Annotated in this window: 14 protein-coding genes; 11 read left to right on the top strand and 3 right to left on the bottom strand. The window is 73.5% G+C overall.

The window, feature by feature from the left end:
• Positions 1–2 precede the first annotated feature (2 nt).
• Positions 3–974 carry an ATP-binding cassette domain-containing protein gene (locus tag ACIBFB_RS13625; RefSeq protein ID WP_397229757.1) on the top strand — a complete coding sequence of 324 codons (972 nt, stop codon included), beginning with the start codon at positions 3–5 and terminating at the stop codon, positions 972–974.
• A gap of 70 nt (positions 975–1,044) precedes the next feature.
• Here the strand turns inward: ACIBFB_RS13625 and ACIBFB_RS13630 are convergent, their stop codons facing one another.
• On the bottom strand, positions 1,045–1,638 hold the full coding sequence (locus tag ACIBFB_RS13630; protein WP_397229759.1) for an NADPH-dependent FMN reductase: 594 nt from the start codon (positions 1,636–1,638) through the stop codon (positions 1,045–1,047).
• A gap of 113 nt (positions 1,639–1,751) precedes the next feature.
• Here ACIBFB_RS13630 and ACIBFB_RS13635 point away from each other — a divergent pair, with 113 nt between their 5' ends.
• From ACIBFB_RS13635 to ACIBFB_RS13650, 4 genes are all read left to right on the top strand, one after another.
• Positions 1,752–2,588 (top strand): helix-turn-helix domain-containing protein, encoded by an 837-nt coding sequence (locus tag ACIBFB_RS13635; RefSeq protein WP_397229761.1) that lies wholly within the window; start codon positions 1,752–1,754, stop codon positions 2,586–2,588.
• A 121-nt stretch (positions 2,589–2,709) separates the two neighbouring features.
• A complete protein-coding gene (locus tag ACIBFB_RS13640; RefSeq protein ID WP_397229763.1) occupies positions 2,710–3,198 on the top strand; it encodes a hypothetical protein in 489 nt (162 codons plus the stop codon).
• A 54-nt stretch (positions 3,199–3,252) separates the two neighbouring features.
• On the top strand, positions 3,253–4,152 hold the full coding sequence (locus ACIBFB_RS13645) for a DMT family transporter (RefSeq protein ID WP_397229765.1): 900 nt from the start codon (positions 3,253–3,255) through the stop codon (positions 4,150–4,152).
• A gap of 256 nt (positions 4,153–4,408) precedes the next feature.
• Positions 4,409–4,921: a GNAT family N-acetyltransferase gene (locus ACIBFB_RS13650; RefSeq protein ID WP_397229767.1), complete on the top strand. Its 513-nt coding sequence runs from the start codon at positions 4,409–4,411 to the stop codon at positions 4,919–4,921.
• A gap of 65 nt (positions 4,922–4,986) precedes the next feature.
• Here ACIBFB_RS13650 and ACIBFB_RS13655 read toward each other — a convergent pair whose 3' ends face one another.
• The gene (locus ACIBFB_RS13655; RefSeq protein ID WP_397229769.1) at positions 4,987–6,738 is read right to left on the bottom strand and encodes an NAD+ synthase; all 1,752 of its coding nucleotides are present in this window, start codon (positions 6,736–6,738) and stop codon (positions 4,987–4,989) included.
• A gap of 513 nt (positions 6,739–7,251) precedes the next feature.
• Here ACIBFB_RS13655 and ACIBFB_RS13660 point away from each other — a divergent pair.
• The 6 genes from ACIBFB_RS13660 (at position 7,252) to ACIBFB_RS13685 (ending at position 12,932) form a co-directional block, all read left to right on the top strand.
• Positions 7,252–8,715, top strand: a complete 1,464-nt coding sequence (locus ACIBFB_RS13660) for an alanine/glycine:cation symporter family protein (protein WP_397229771.1) — start codon at positions 7,252–7,254, stop codon at positions 8,713–8,715.
• 215 nt (positions 8,716–8,930) lie between these two features.
• Positions 8,931–9,260, top strand: a complete 330-nt coding sequence (locus ACIBFB_RS13665; RefSeq protein ID WP_397229773.1) for a hypothetical protein — start codon at positions 8,931–8,933, stop codon at positions 9,258–9,260.
• Positions 9,250–10,782 (top strand): sensor histidine kinase, encoded by a 1,533-nt coding sequence (locus ACIBFB_RS13670; protein WP_397229775.1) that lies wholly within the window; start codon positions 9,250–9,252, stop codon positions 10,780–10,782. Before ACIBFB_RS13665 ends, ACIBFB_RS13670 begins: the two co-directional genes overlap by 11 nt.
• On the top strand, positions 10,779–11,438 hold the full coding sequence (locus tag ACIBFB_RS13675) for a response regulator transcription factor (RefSeq protein WP_397229777.1): 660 nt from the start codon (positions 10,779–10,781) through the stop codon (positions 11,436–11,438). The genes ACIBFB_RS13670 and ACIBFB_RS13675 overlap by 4 nt, the downstream gene beginning before the upstream one ends.
• 91 nt (positions 11,439–11,529) lie before the next feature.
• Positions 11,530–12,138 (top strand): DUF4956 domain-containing protein, encoded by a 609-nt coding sequence (locus ACIBFB_RS13680; protein WP_397229779.1) that lies wholly within the window; start codon positions 11,530–11,532, stop codon positions 12,136–12,138.
• Positions 12,135–12,932 carry a polyphosphate polymerase domain-containing protein gene (locus tag ACIBFB_RS13685; RefSeq protein ID WP_397229781.1) on the top strand — a complete coding sequence of 266 codons (798 nt, stop codon included), beginning with the start codon at positions 12,135–12,137 and terminating at the stop codon, positions 12,930–12,932. Before ACIBFB_RS13680 ends, ACIBFB_RS13685 begins: the two co-directional genes overlap by 4 nt.
• 86 nt (positions 12,933–13,018) lie before the next feature.
• Here the strand turns inward: ACIBFB_RS13685 and ACIBFB_RS13690 are convergent, their stop codons facing one another.
• Positions 13,019–14,527, bottom strand: a complete 1,509-nt coding sequence (locus tag ACIBFB_RS13690) for a multicopper oxidase family protein (protein ID WP_397229962.1) — start codon at positions 14,525–14,527, stop codon at positions 13,019–13,021.
• Positions 14,528–14,599 lie beyond the last annotated feature (72 nt).

Genomic DNA, 14,599 nt, shown 5'->3' on the forward strand with positions numbered 1-14,599 from the left:
CCATGACCGCGAACCACCCGCCCGTCGTCGAGGCCGTCGGCCTGGGCCGCGACTTCGTCCTCCGCGAGGGCCCCTTCCTCCGACGGCGGAGGCGGACCGTCAGCGCCGTGCGAGACGTGACCCTCAGCGTCCAGCCGGGCGAGATCGTCGGCTACCTGGGGCCGAACGGCGCGGGCAAGAGTTCCACGATGAAGATGCTAACCGGCATCCTCACCCCGACCGCGGGCCGCGTCCGGGTCACCGGGCTGGAGCCCTCCCGCGAGCGCACCCGGCTGGCCTCGCGCATCGGCGTCGTGTTCGGCCAGCGCACCACCCTGTGGTGGGACCTGCCGCTGCGCGACAGCCTGGAGCTGACCCGGCACATGTACCGGGTCCCGGCCGCCGACCACGCGCGGCGCCTCGCCGAACTCACCGACCTGCTGGAGCTCGGCCCGTTCCTATCGACGCCCGTGCGCCAGCTCAGCCTCGGCCAGCGCATGCGCGGCGACCTGACGGCGGCGCTGCTGCACGGGCCCCGGCTGCTGGTGCTGGACGAGCCGACCATCGGGCTGGACGTGGTGAGCAAGTCCGCCATCCGCGGGTTCCTCCTCCGGCTCAACGCGGAGGAGGGGACGACGATCCTGCTCACCACGCACGATCTGGGGGACGTCGAGCGGCTGTGCCGACGGGTGGTGGTGATCGACCACGGGCGGCTGGCCTACGACGGGGACCTGCCGGGGCTGCGCGCGAGTGTGCCCACCCCCCGCGTCCTGGTCGTGGACCTGGCGGCCCCGGCCCCGCCGATCGAGGTTCCGGGCGGCCGCTGCGTACGCGTGGAGGGCCCCCGGCAGTGGGTGGAGCTGTCGGCCAACCCGGCGTCGGTGATCTCCGAGGTCACACGGCGGCACGACGTCGCCGACCTGACTCTGCGCGAGCCCGACATCGAGCACGTGGTCGCCGCCCTCTACCGCGGCGCGGCCCCCAGCCGCGACTGACCCGGGTGGCGGCGGACGCCGTCGCCGCCGCGCCCGCGTCACCCCCGGGGCCGCCCCCGTCGGCCCCGCCTCACGCCGGGTAGGGGACGGCCTCGCGCGCCGCGTGGAGCGCGCCCGCCCACCAGGCCAGTTGGTCGAACAGCTTCTTGGCGTGGCCGGACGCCTCGGGGTCGAGCGGACGGCCGTCCTCCCACGCGGCGTAGTAGTTCGGGAAGGCGAGACCGTCGCGGACGGTGACGGCGTGCAGTTCGGTCAGGACGTTCTCCAGGTGCAGCACCGCGTGCCGCCCGCCCGCCGCCCCGCCGTAGCTGACGAAGGCGACGGGCTTGGCGGTCCACTGGGTGAAGTGCCAGTCGACGGCCGCCTTCAACGACGCGGGGTAGCTGTGGTTGTACTCCGGCGTGACGACGACGATCGCGTCGGCGCCCTCCAGCGCCTCGGTCAGCGCCGCCATCCCGGCCGGCCGGGGGTAGTCGTCACCGGCGAGCAGCGGCGGCACGGCGGGCAGGGCCAGCGGGACGTCGACCTCGGCGAGGTCGACGACCGACACCTCGAAACCGCCGTGCGCGGCGGCCTGGTCGGCGACCCATGAGGCCACGGTCGGGCCGAACCGCCCCTCCCGGACGCTTCCGACGAGGATCACGAGCTTGTGTGTGTTCTCCATACCCACCACGATCGGGCCGCGCCGCCGCGGCGACCAGACCGTGGTCAGGCTGGCCCCCGTGGGGCCACCCTGAGCACTGTGCCGTCGGCGGGCGGCACCCTAGGCTCGGGGCCATGGGTTCACCGTTGGGGGATTTCGTCCGGGCCAAGCGCGACAGCGTCCAGCCGGAGTCACTGGGGCTGCCGGAACGCGGCCGCCGCCGGTCACCGGGTCTGCGGCGTTCGGATCTGGCCGCGCGGGCGGGCATCAGCGTGGAGTACCTGACCCGCATCGAGCAGGGACGCGACCGCAACCCCTCGGTGGCGGTGGTGAACGCCCTCGCCGACGCCCTGAGCCTCGATCGCGCGGAGCGCGGCCACCTGCGCTACCTCGCGAAGATCACCGGCGGCGAGTGCGTCGCCCACGCCCGCCCCGAACCGCTCAGCCGGGACGTGCGCCCGTCCGTCCTGGAGACCCTCCGCCTCCTCGAACCGGGCATCGCCATGGTGACCAACCGCCTGGGCGACGTCCTCGCGCACACCAGCGCGTTCGAGGCGGTGGCGAGCGGATCCGGGCTGCTGGACGCCGACGCCCCGAACCTCACCCGCTACGTCTTCACCGATCCCCGCGCCCGGTCCTTCTTCGCCGACTGGGACGCCGTCGCGGACGAGCAGGCGTTCGACCTGTGGCACGCGCCGTCCGTCGAGAGCTCCGAGTGGTTCAGCACGGAACTCGCGCCCGCCGCCGGAACCGAGTTCACCCGCCGCCTCAACCGGCACGTGGTCCCGGCACGCGGCGACCTCCGGCTCCACCACCCCTCCGGGTGCGGGCTCCGGTTGACCCGCGAGACGCTCGAACTCTCCTCGGACGCGCAGCAGCTGGTCGTCCTGCTCCCCGCGGACGAGGAAACGGCCCAGGCCGTCGACGGGCTCCGCGGCCGGCCCCGCGGCCGGCTCCGGGTCATCTCGTAGCCCGCTCCGGACGGCACGCGGAGCCGCGTGCCCCGGCGCCGGCCGGTAGGGGTCCGCGCACCACCGCGTGAGGGGAGCGCGCATCCTCGTACCGGGGGCCGGGGCGGACCATCCTGGGCTCATGAATCGGACTCCTCCTCGCTCCGTCCGCTGGGCCACGGCGCTGTGGGCGGTCGCCGTCGCCTCCGGCGTCGCGGAGACCGCCCTGGCCGTCGCCCCCGACCTGCCCGGCGCCGGACCCGGGCTGTGGGTGAACCTCGCGCTCCGCGTGGCGGTCTACACGTTCGCCGCCCTCCTCGTCGTGTGGTTCGCCCGGGGGCTGCGCTGGGCGCGGGCGGCCCTGACCGTGCTGCTCACCGTCGTCGGGCTGGGCACGCTCACCGTCCCGGCCGTGCTCGCCGTGGCCGAGGGGGCGACCGTCCTGGACGCCCTCGGACTGCGGGAGCACGGCCCCCTGTTCACGGGTGTCCGGGCCGCCCACGTCGTCGCGGTGCTCGCCGCCTCGGCCCTGATGTTCGCTCCGTCCGCGAACCGCTTCTTCGCCCGCCCGTCCCCGGACGGACCGCGACCGGCCACCGACGCTCCGACCAGCGGCGATCGCACGGGCTAGGGGAGGACCGACCCCGCCCGACACGGATCACCACACGGACGGAAGGATGTCCGCATGGGTATCTGGCTGGGGATCATGTTCGCGGTCCTGTCCTGCTCGGCCTACACGGCGGCGGCGGTGGCCCAGCGTCGGCTGGCCGTGCGCGTGACCGCACCGCTCACGGGCCGCCGCCAGGTGGTCGACCTGCTGCGCCACCCGCTGTGGTGGGTGTCGCTGGTGTTCAACGGGGGACGCGCGGGATTCCAGGTCGCGGCGGTCAGCTTCGCCCCCCTCACCGTGATCCAGCCGCTCGGCGTCCTCGTGCTCGTCTTCGGCATCCCGTGGTCGGCCAGGCTGGGCGGACGGCGCGTGAGCCGAGCGGAGTGGCGCGGCGCGGCGTTCACGGTCGTGGCGCTCGGCGCGCTGCTCGCGGTGTCGGTCACCAACGGCCAGGGCGGTGTGCTCGACACGCCCGGATCCGTGCTGGTCGGGGTCGGCACGACCGCTCTCCTGCTGGTCACGGCGTGGGGCGCGGGCCGGGTCCCGTCGACGGCGTGGCGCAGCTACCTGCTGGCGGGAGCCGCCGGGGTGGCCTTCGGGGTCTCGTCCGCCACCGTCAAGACGTCCGTCGCCGTCATCGCCGACACCGGGGCCGCCGGTCTGGCGCACCCCGCCACCCTGGCCACGCCCGTGATCGCGATCCTCGGCCTGTTCCTCGCCCAAGCCGCCTACCAGGGCATGGACCTCGGGGCGCCCTTGGGCATCACCACGTTGACCAACCCGGTGGCGGCCTCCGTGGTCGGGGTGGCGTTCATGGGCGAGTCCTACGCGGGCGGCTGGGCGGGCGGCGCCGTCGCTCTGGTGAGCGCCCTGCTCGCCGCGCACGGCATCCGCCTGCTCACCGTTCCCCAGGACACCGCGCGAACCGGGGCGCCCGCGGAGGCCGACCCGCGCCGGGACAGCATGCCGCGTTGAACGGGAGGCGGGACGGACCGGGCGGCGGTTCGCGGGCACGGAGCGGCCTGAGCGGGGCTGGTAGCCTGACACGCGTTCGTGTTCGGAGTGAGGAACGAGGGTGGTGGGGCCGATGACCGTGCTCACGGCCACCGTGTGCGGCACCCGGGTCCGCCCCGCGTCCCGGGCCGCGGCCTGACCCTCGTCCGCTCCGCTGGGAGCGTGAGCCCGCGGGGCACGTCCGCGAACACCACTCCAGAACGGTTCCCGACCACCCATGAACAGCACCTGGACCACGCGCGCCGAAACGCGCGCCGACATCCCCGCGATCCGTGAGGTCGTCCGCGCCGCCTTCGGCCGCGACGAGGAGTCCGACCTCGTCGACGCCCTGCGCGCCGACGCGTCCGCGTGGATCGACGGCCTGTCCCTCGTCGCCGCGGACGCGGACGGCCGCGTCGTCGGCCACGCGCTGCTGACCCGCTGCCACATCGGCGACGTCCCGGCCCTGTGCCTGGCGCCGTGCGCCGTCCTGCCCGAACTGCAGGGGACCGGCGCCGGGTCCGCGGCCGTCCGCGCCGCACTCGCGGCGGCGCGGGAGAGGGGCGAGCGCCACGTCGTCGTCCTGGGGCACCCGGCGTACTACCCCAGGTTCGGCTTCACCCGCGCCTCCGCGCACGGCATCCGCCTGAGCGTCGAGGTTCCGGACGAGGCGCTCATGGCCCTCGCCCTGGACGCCGACCACCCGCTGCCCGGCGGAACCGTCCGCTACGCGGCGCCGTTCGGCATCTGACCCTCGGCCGCGGTGCGGGGCGTCCTGGCCCCGCACCGCGGTGTCGTCCGTCGCCGCGACCGGCCTCAGGCCATCCACCGGTTGGTGATCGGCAGGCGCCGGTCCCGGCCCAGGTTGCGCCGGGTGATCTTGGGACCCGGCGGGTACTGGCGGCGTTTGTGCTCGGCCCGGTCGACCAGGCGGACGACGTGCCGCACCAGGTCGGGGGCGAACCCGGCGGCCGTCAGCGCCGCGACCCCCTGGTCGGTGCCGATGTAGGCGTCGAGCAGGCCGTCGAGCACCTCGTACTCCGGGCGCGCGGGCGCGGGGTCGAGGACCCCCCAACCGCTGACCGGCCTCCGTTCCAGGGAGGCCTCCGGGATGGGCGGCCGGCCGTCAGCCCCGGCCTCCTGGGCGTTGCGCCAGCGGGCGAGCTCCCACACCAGGGTCTTCCAGCAGTCCTTGAGCGGCGCGTAGGCCCCCACCGCGTCGCCGTAGTGGGCGCACATCCCGGTCGCGAGTTCGGTCTTGTTGCCGGTCGCCAGGACCAGGTGCCCCTCCTGGCGGGAGAGGGCGGTCAGGAGCGCGCCCCGCGCCTGGGCCAGAAGCGCGGCACGGCCCTCGTCGTCGGAGTCGAACGCCGACTCCAACGCGTCGAGCAGGCCGTCCGTCGGGTGCAGGCGCCGGATGAGGTCCTGGCGCTTGATCAGGTCCTCGGCGCGCTCCAGTGCCCCGGCGTCGGCGCCCCGCCCGGGGGTGATGAGGGCGTGGACGTGCTCCGGCCCGACGGCGTCGGCGGCGATGGCGGCGGTGAGCGCGGAGTCCGCGCCGCCGGAGACGCCCACCAGGACCGAGGTGAACCCGTTCTTGCGGACGTGGTCGCGGACCCCGGTGACGAGCGCGGAGTAGACCTCGCCCAGGTCGTTGAGCGGGTCCCTGCGCGGGGTCAGGACCGGCGGGCGCGACTCGTAGGGCGCCGCGGGCTGGTCGGAGACGGTGTACCGGACGATCCGGAAGTCGCCCGCCTGCGTCAGCTCGTCCGCCGAGTCCTCCGCCGGGGGGAGGGAGACGTCGGTGACCAGCAGTTCCTCCTCGAACTGCGCGGCCCGGGCGACGAGCTCCCCGTCGGCGTCGACGATGAGGGAGTCGCCCTCGAAGACCAGGTCGTCCTGGCCGCCGGTCATGTTGACGTAGCCGATGGCGGCGCCGATCTCGCGTGCGCGCCGCTGGCACAGTCCGAGCCGCACGTCGTCCTTGTGCCGCTCGTAGGGGGAGCCGTTGAGGGTGATGAGCATCCCGGCCCCGGCTTCGGCCGCGGCGGCGACGGGGCCGCCGTCCTGCCACAGGTCCTCGCAGATGGCGAAGGCGAAGTCGACGCCGTGCAGCCGCAGCACAGGAAGCGTGTGGCCGGGAACGAAGTAGCGGAACTCGTCGAAGACGCCGTAGTTGGGCAGGTGGTGTTTGGCGGAGACGAGTCGGACGCGGCCCCGGTGCAGGACCGCGAGGGAATTCTGCGGCGCGCCGGAGGGCTGGCCGAACCGGGCCCCGGCGCCCTCCTTGCGATTCAGGAATCCGATGACCGTCGGAAGGTGCCCGAGCCCCGCGGCGGAAAGCCGTTCGGCGAGTCGGTGGGTGGCCTTGGTGGACGCGGAGACGAAGCCGTCCCGCAGGGCGAGATCCTCGACCGAGTATCCCGTCACGACCATCTCGGGAAAAACGACGAGATGGGCTCCAGCGTCACTCGCCTCACGAGCGTAAGCGACGACGCTGTCGCAATTTCCTTCCAGGTCACCCACAACCGGGTTGACCTGGGCCAGAGCTATACGAAGTTGTACCACGGTGTGAACGGTAGCGAATGAGTTAACACGGACGCAACATGTCACATTCGTATAACTACGGTAATTCGTGGTCTTTCGGACGCGTACAGTGACCCCCTTTGCCGACTGCTCCCCCGACTGGCGCGTGACGCACGCCACGCGATCCCCGCCGGACGGGCGCACGCAGGCGACCGGGCGCCTTTCCGGCGGCATCCCGCCCCACTCCGGACGCCGCCGCCCGGACGCCGCGCCCCGGCCCCGACCGTGACCGCGGACACATCGACCGAATCACTCACCGAAGTGACGTATCTTGCACGACGGGCGTTTTTCCCTTGATCCAGTCGGGGCCCGCCACACCCCGGCGGCCCGGGCGCTTCGACCGGCGATGATCTCGACCGCGTCGTCGCACTCCGTGTCCGAGCCCCGACGGAAAGCCCCACACCGCACGCAACCTCCGCCCGACCCCCCGCGGACACGAACCGGTCGCGGAGCGAGACAACCCCGTCTCCGCCGACGACGAAGGGAACGTTCCCTGTGGAAGCCATCAGTGCTGGCGTCTCCAGCTTCAACGACGTCTTCTGGGCGTACCTGCTCATCCCCGTGCTGCTCGTCCTGAGCCTGTACTTCACAGTGCGGTCCAAGGCCGTCCAGTTCCGCCTGCTGCCCGACATGTTCCGCGCCATGCGGGGCGACCCCGGTCTCGCGGCCGACGGCGGCAAGCCCATCTCGGCCTTCCAGGCCTTCGCCGTGTCGGCCGCCGCCCGCATCGGCACCGGCAACATCGCCGGTGTGGCCACCGCGATCGCCCTCGGCGGGCCCGGCGCGGTCTTCTGGATGTGGGCCATGGCGCTGATCGTGGGGGCGGCCAGCTTCGTCGAGTCCACTCTCGCCCAGCTCTACAAGGTCGGCGGGAAGGAGGGGTACCAGGGAGGTCCCGCCTACTACATGGAGCGCGGGCTCGGGGCCAAGTGGATGGGCGTGCTCTTCGCCGTGATCATCACGGTGACCTTCAGCCTCGTGTTCAACAGCGTGCAGAGCAACACCATCTCGGCCGCCATCTCCAACACGGTCTCCACCGCCACCGGCACGGATCCCGCGCCGTGGCTGCCCTACGCGGTCGGCGCGGTGATCGCCGTGGCCACCGGCGTCATCATCTTCGGCGGGGCCCGCCGGATCGCCCAGGCCGCGACGGCGCTGGTACCGTTCATGGCCGCGGTCTACGTCCTCATGGGCCTGGCCGTGGTCGCGATGAACATCGGCCAGATCCCCGCCGTCATCGCGGAGATCGTCGCGCACGCGTTCGGCCTGCGGGAGATCGCGGCGGGCGGCATCGGCACGGCGATCGTGCAGGGCATGCGCCGCGGCATGTTCTCCAACGAGGCCGGCCTGGGCTCGGCGCCCAACGCCGCCGCCAGCGCCGCGGTCAGCCACCCGGTCAAGCAGGGCCTCGTGCAGACCCTCGGCGTCTACTTCGACACCCTCATCGTCTGCTCCACCACGGCCTTCATCATCCTGCTGTCCAACCCGACCTACGGCGCGGAGGCCGGTCCCACGCTCACCCAGAACGCGCTGGAGGCCAACCTCGGTTCCTGGGCGCTGCACCTGCTCACGCTGATCATCCTGCTGGTGGCCTTCACCTCGGTCCTCGGCAACACCTTCTACGGCGCCTCGAACATCGGCTACCTGACCCGCAACCCCTCGGTCATGATCGCCTTCCGGTTCACGGTCGTCGTGGTGACCTTCCTCGGCGCGATCGGCTCCGGCGGCCTGGTCTGGACGCTGGCGGACACGACCATGGGCATCATGGCCCTGGTCAACCTCGCCGCCCTGGCCTTCCTCGCCCCGGTTGCCTGCCGTCTGCTCGACGACTTCGTCCAGCAGCGCAAGCAGGGCAGGGACCCGGTGTTCACCAAGGACACCATGCCCGAGCTCACCGGGGTCGAGTGCTGGGACCAGGAGGACCTGGACCGGCTCCGGAAGACGTCCGGACGGGGCTGACCCCCGCCCACCCCGTCCGACCGGGCTCCGGGGCACCGGTGACCGACGTCCGGGGGGCGGTGCCGCCGCGGCACCGCCCCCTCGCGCGTCCCCGGGCGGGCGCCGCGTCCTCCGCGCCCGGGCCCGTGCCCTCCGGCACCGCGGCCCGCCTCGTGAAGATTCCCTCACGCCGGTTTCATTCTCGCGCCACGGGGCGTGCGGCATGCTCAGGCCCTATGAGATCACCGCTGCCGCTGGCGGGCGCGGCACTGGCGGCCATCCTGGTCGCGGGCGCCGTGTTCGTCTGGGCGTCGTCCACTCCAGGAACGGAGGCGCGCCCACCGGAGGAGGTCGTGGTCGGCGAATCCCCGGAGGGCGCCGCCACCCCCTCCGCCGACGACGACGTCGTCGCCCCTCCCCCTCCCGTCACCGACGAGCCCACCGCCTCCCCGCCGCCGGATCCGTCACCCCAGCCCCCACCGGTGTACACCTGCGACGATGACGACGACTGCGACGGGGACGACGACTGGGGCGTGGACGACGACTGGGGCGACGATGACGACTGACGCACGCTCCGACGCGTCCCCCTCGGCCGAGGACCCGCACCACCCGGGCGGACCCGCCTCCGACGACCCCGCGCGCACCCTCGTCCTGCGCGGCCCCCTCCCCGAGCTCCCCCAGCGCCGCCGCGTCCCCGCCCGCCTGCTGATCGTGGCCTGGGTCGTCACCCTGATGGCGGCGGTCCTGGTCCTGGTCACCACCGTCACGTGGAGCGCGCTCACCGCGAGCGCCGACGCGGGCGTCGACCGCGCGCTGACCCAGGAGACCGCCGAGTTCCGCGAGTTCGCCGCCGTGGGGGTCGACCCGACCACCGGCGAGCCCTTCACCGACGTGTCCGCGCTCATCCGCGTCCACCTTGAGCGGCAGTACCCCGACGAGGCCGAGGTCCTCTTCGGCTGGGTGGCGACGGACTCCCGGCGGATCCGCCAGGGCCAGGAGCCGCCCTTCGACGTCTCGGCCGACCCCGCCCTGGTCGCCGAGGTGCTCGACTCCCCCGACGCCCGCGGCGCCGTGGACACCCCGGCCGGGCCCATGGAGTGGGAGAAGATCCACGTCCTGCCCCCGGCCGGGCAGAACGGATCCGAGGGCTGGTTCGTGGTCGGCTACTTCACCGAACGCAACGCCGCGGAGGTCGCCGACACCACGCGCACGGTCGCGCTGGTCAGCCTCGCCGGACTGCTCGCGGCGAGTACGGCCGCCTGGTGGGTCGCCGGGCGCATCCTCACGCCCGTGCGCCTCGTCCGCCAGACCGCCGCGCAGATCACCGAGGAGGACCTCACCCGCCGGATCGAGGTGTCCGGGCGGGACGACATCGCGGCCCTGGCCGAGCAGTTCAACCACATGCTCGACCGGCTGGAGGGGGCCTTCCTCGACCAGCGCCGCTTCCTCGACGACGCCGGGCACGAGCTGCGCACCCCCATCACCATCGTCCGCGGCCACCTGGAGCTCATGGGCGACGACCCCGAGGAGCGGCGCGAGGTCGTGCGCCTGGTCACCGACGAACTCGACCGGATGGCGCGCATGGTGGAGGACCTGCTGCTGCTCGCCAAGGCCCAGCGGCCCGACTTCCTCCGCACCGAGGAAGTGTCCCTGGCCGAGCTGACCAGCGACATCGACGCCAAGACCCGGCGGCTCGGCGACCGGGACTGGCGGCTGGAGACCGTCGCGGAGGGGACCGCCGCGCTCGACCCCCAGCGGGTCACCCAGGCGGTCGTGCAACTGGCCGCCAACGCCGTCCGGCACACCGAGCCCGGCTCCGCGATCAGCGTCGGATCCTCCGTCAGCGGCTCCGACGTGCTGTTCTGGGTGTCGGACCGCGGACCGGGCGTCCCTCCCGAGGAGCACGCCCGGATCTTCGCCAGGTTCGCGCGCGGCGCCACCGCGCGCGCCGACCGGGGCTCCGGCCTGGGCCTCGCCATCGTCCGCGCCATCGCCGAGGCGCACCACGGCCGTGTGGACCTGCGCTCGGCGCCCGGAGCGGGTTCGACCTTCACCCTCGTCATCCCGGTAGGAAGGGAGCACGTGTGAGTCGCGTCCTGATCGTCGAGGACGAGGAGCGGATCGCCTCCTTCGTCCGCAAGGGGCTGGCCGCGAGCGGGTTCGCGACCACCGTCGTCGGCACGGGGTCGCAGGCCGTCGACTACGCGGTCACCGGCGGGTTCGACCTCATGCTCCTGGACCTGGGGCTGCCGGACACGGACGGGTTCGACGTGCTGCGCCGGGTGCGCGCGCTGGGCGTGGACGTCCCCGTCGTCATCCTGACCGCGCGGGACAGCGTGCGCGACACGGTGACCGGCCTGGAGATCGGCGCCGACGACTACGTCACCAAACCGTTCAGCTTCGAGGAACTGCTGGCCCGCGTACGGCTGCGCCTGCGTTCGGAGCGGCCCGCGGACACGACGGTCCTGCGCGCGGGTGGGCTCGCGCTCGACCTGCGGACACGCCGGGTGGACGTGGGCGGCACCCCCACCGACCTCACCGGACGGGAGTTCGCCCTGCTGGAGCTGCTCATGCGCCACCCCGACCAGGTGCTCTCCCGGCAGCAGATGCTCTCGCACGTGTGGGGCTACGACCACGACCCCGGGTCGAACGTGGTGGACGTGTTCGTGCGGGCGCTGCGGCGCAAGGTGGGCGCGGATCGGATCGTGACCGTACGGGGCATGGGGTACCGGTTGCGGCAGTGACGCGTGTGCCCCACTGACGGTGAGCGCCGGATGAGCGTTCCCTCATCCGGCGCTCACCCTCACGTCACGGACGGACGGGAGCGTGGTCACCATGATCTGGTTCGCTCTGGCGGTCGACCTGACCGCGATCACGCTCCTGGCCCACGTCCTCTACTTCCGCCGCCACGGACGGCGGGACCTCCTGCTCGCCTACGTCGCGCTGAACACCGGGATCTTCGGGATCGTCGCGATGCTGACACAGCGCGAGGTGGGGCTCGCGGTCGGGTTCGGGCTGTTCGGCGTGCTGTCCATCCTCCGGCTGCGCTCCGACACGATCAGCCAGGGCGAGATCGGCTACTACTTCACGGCGATCGCGCTCGGCCTGGTCAACGCGGTCGCGGCGGCGTCGCCGTGGATGCTGCTCGGACTCAACGCGCTGCTGCTCGCGGTCATGTTCGTGGTGGACAGTCCGAGACTGCTGCCCCGGGACGAGCGCCGTGTCGTCACGCTCGACGTGGTGCACGAGGACCCGGTCGCGCTGCGCCAGGACCTGGAGGCCCGGCTGCGCGGCCGGGTCCGGCGGATCGACGTCACCGAGGTCGACTACGTGCGCGACCTCATGGTGGTCGACGTCCGGTTCCGTGCCCCGGACTCCGCTCCCGCGGAACCGTCCGCGCGGACCGCCGTGTTCCCGCCGCTGGTCCGGGCGGGGCGCCGGTGACCCCGCCCCCGACCGTGCCGGAGGGGCTCGGCGACCTCCGGCCCGTCTCGTTGGAGGAGGTCAGCGCCCGCGCCGCACTCGTGGCCCGCGCCTGCCGCACCTACCTCGTGCCCACCCGCCTGGTGCACGCGGTCTTCGCCGGGGCGGCGTCCCGCTACGGCGTCCTGACCATCGGCGGACGCGAGTCCTTCCTGTACTCGTCCACCTACCTGGACACTCCCGACCTGGGGACGTTCCGGGACCACCGCCAGCGGCGGCGGCTGCGCTACAAGGTGCGGGTGCGCACCTACGTCGACACCGGCACGCGGATGTGCGAGGTGAAGCTCAGGGGCGCGCGCGGCGGCACCGACAAGCGGCGGGCCGAAGCGCCGGGCCCGCCCGACCGGCTGACCGCGCGGGACCGGGAGTTCGTGGACGGCACCCTGCGCGGCTACGGACTGGAGCCGCCCCCGGAGCTGGTCCCGAGCGCCGTCACCGACTACCGCAGGACCACGCTCGTCGCCGACTCCGGCGCCGAACGGGTCACGCTCGACACCGGTCTGCTCGGCGTCCGGCACGGCCGCACGGTGCGGATGCGCCCGGACACGGTGCTCGTGGAGGTCAAGACGCGCGGCGGGCTGACCGCGACCGAGCGCCGCCTGCACCAGGTCGGACTGCGGCCGGCGGGCTTCAGCAAGTACGCGGCGGTGCTCACCGCCCTGGAACCCGGTCTGCGCGGCAACCGCTGGCACCGCGCGATGCGGGACTGCCTGGAGCCCGCCCCGGGGTACCCGCGGGACAGCCGGGACGGGTGAACGGCCGGGGGGGGGGGGGGGGGGGGGGGGGGGGGGGGGGGGCCCCCCCCCGCCCCCCCCCCCCCCGCCCCCCCCCCCCGCGCCCGTCACGCGGAGTAGCCGACCACCCCCATCATGCCCGCCTCACCGTGGTAGACGTTGTGGCAGTGCGTCATCCACAGCCCGGGGTTGTCGGCGTCGAAGTCGAGGGACAGCGTCTGCCCGGGCAGCAGGTTCACGGTGTCCTTGCGGGGACCGTCGGCGCCCACCTGGACGTGGTGTCCGTGCAGGTGCACGGGGTGCCACATGTCCGTCGTGTTGGTCAGCGTGAGCCGGACGCGCTGCCCCTCGGCGACCTGGAAGGCCCCGCCCGCCGGGTCCTCGTGGTCGAACCGGCGGCCGTTGATCCCCCAGTCGAAGTTCGCCATTCCACCGGTCAGGTCGATCGCGTGCTCGACGTCCGGGTCTCCCGCCTCCAGGCGGGCGCCCTCCTCCGCCGTGAGGTCGGTCGCCACCACCACGCGGCCGTCCAGCTCCTCGGGGCGTACGTCGGCCTCCGGAGCCGATCCGCCGCCCGTGCGCACCACGGCGAATCCGGTCCGCTCCTTGCCCTCGGCCAGGGCCACCAGCGGGAACGCCCCGTCCTCCAACGTGACCAGCACGTCGAAGCGTTCGCCCATGCCGATCACCAGGGCGTCGGCCTCCGCGTGCTCGACCGGGTAGCCGTCGGTGTGGGTGACGGTCATGGCGTGCCCGCCGAGCGCCACCCGGAAGGCGGTGTCGCCGCCCGCGTTGACGAACCGGATGCGCACCCGCGTGCCCGGGGGCGCCTCGAAGGTGTGCGGGTCCCCCGCCGGTCGCCCGTTGACCAGGTACTCGGGGTAGTAGACGTCCCCGGCGTCGCCGCCGAGGTGGTCGCTGGTGGCGCCCATCAAGGTGGCGCCCATGCGCATCGGGCCGTCGCCGTCGCCCGACCCGTGGTCCATGCCCTGTCGGAGCTCCGCCAGGACGTCGTCCGGGGTGCCGTCCACGCCGTCGAGCCAGTCGTCGAGCACGACCACCCACTCCTCGTCGTACGACAACGGCTCGTCCGGATCCTCGACCACGAAGGGGACGTACAGACCCCGGTCGAGCTGGGTGCCCACGTGCGGGTGGAACCAGTGGGTCCCGGGGTTGGCGGCGACGAAGCGGTAGGTGAAGCGCTCGCCCGGCGCGACCGGATCCTGGGTGAGGCCGGGCACGCCGTCCATGTCGTTGCGCAGGGCCAGGCCGTGCCAGTGCACGGTCGTGGGGTCGGGCAGGTCGTTGACCAGCTCGGCGACCACGGTGTCACCCCTGCGGACGCGTACCTCCTCCCCGGGGATCGAGGAGCCGTACGCCCAGGTGGCGACGGTCGTACCGGCGAGATCGACCTCGGTCGGCGCGGGGGTGAGGGCCACCCGGTGTTCGCGGCCGGTGCTGGAGCGCGCCTCCTCGGCGGCCTGGACACGGGGGTCGTCGGGGCCGACAAGCGACGCGGTCGTCGTCTCCCCCTCCCGCGAGCAGGCGCCGAGGAGGGCGGCCCCGCCGAGGGCGACGCCCCCGCCGACGACCGTGCGGCGGGTGATTCCGGGCATGCGGGAACGGATTGCGGACATGGTGGAAGGACCTTTCTGCTGGATCTGGAGAACGCCTGTGGTCGAGGCGGC

Origin of the sequence: Nocardiopsis sp. NPDC050513, from assembly GCF_044457925.1 — a bacterium.
Classification (GTDB): domain Bacteria; phylum Actinomycetota; class Actinomycetes; order Streptosporangiales; family Streptosporangiaceae; genus Nocardiopsis.

Coding starts and splice junctions, on each gene's coding strand:
- ACIBFB_RS13625 (WP_397229757.1), top strand. CDS start 3: ATGACCGCGAACCACCCGCCCGTCGTCGAGGCCGTCGGCCTGGGCCGC.
- ACIBFB_RS13630 (WP_397229759.1), bottom strand. CDS start 1,638: ATGGAGAACACACACAAGCTCGTGATCCTCGTCGGAAGCGTCCGGGAG.
- ACIBFB_RS13635 (WP_397229761.1), top strand. CDS start 1,752: ATGGGTTCACCGTTGGGGGATTTCGTCCGGGCCAAGCGCGACAGCGTC.
- ACIBFB_RS13640 (WP_397229763.1), top strand. CDS start 2,710: ATGAATCGGACTCCTCCTCGCTCCGTCCGCTGGGCCACGGCGCTGTGG.
- ACIBFB_RS13645 (WP_397229765.1), top strand. CDS start 3,253: ATGGGTATCTGGCTGGGGATCATGTTCGCGGTCCTGTCCTGCTCGGCC.
- ACIBFB_RS13650 (WP_397229767.1), top strand. CDS start 4,409: ATGAACAGCACCTGGACCACGCGCGCCGAAACGCGCGCCGACATCCCC.
- ACIBFB_RS13665 (WP_397229773.1), top strand. CDS start 8,931: ATGAGATCACCGCTGCCGCTGGCGGGCGCGGCACTGGCGGCCATCCTG.
- ACIBFB_RS13670 (WP_397229775.1), top strand. CDS start 9,250: ATGACGACTGACGCACGCTCCGACGCGTCCCCCTCGGCCGAGGACCCG.
- ACIBFB_RS13680 (WP_397229779.1), top strand. CDS start 11,530: ATGATCTGGTTCGCTCTGGCGGTCGACCTGACCGCGATCACGCTCCTG.
- ACIBFB_RS13690 (WP_397229962.1), bottom strand. CDS start 14,527: ATGCCCGGAATCACCCGCCGCACGGTCGTCGGCGGGGGCGTCGCCCTC.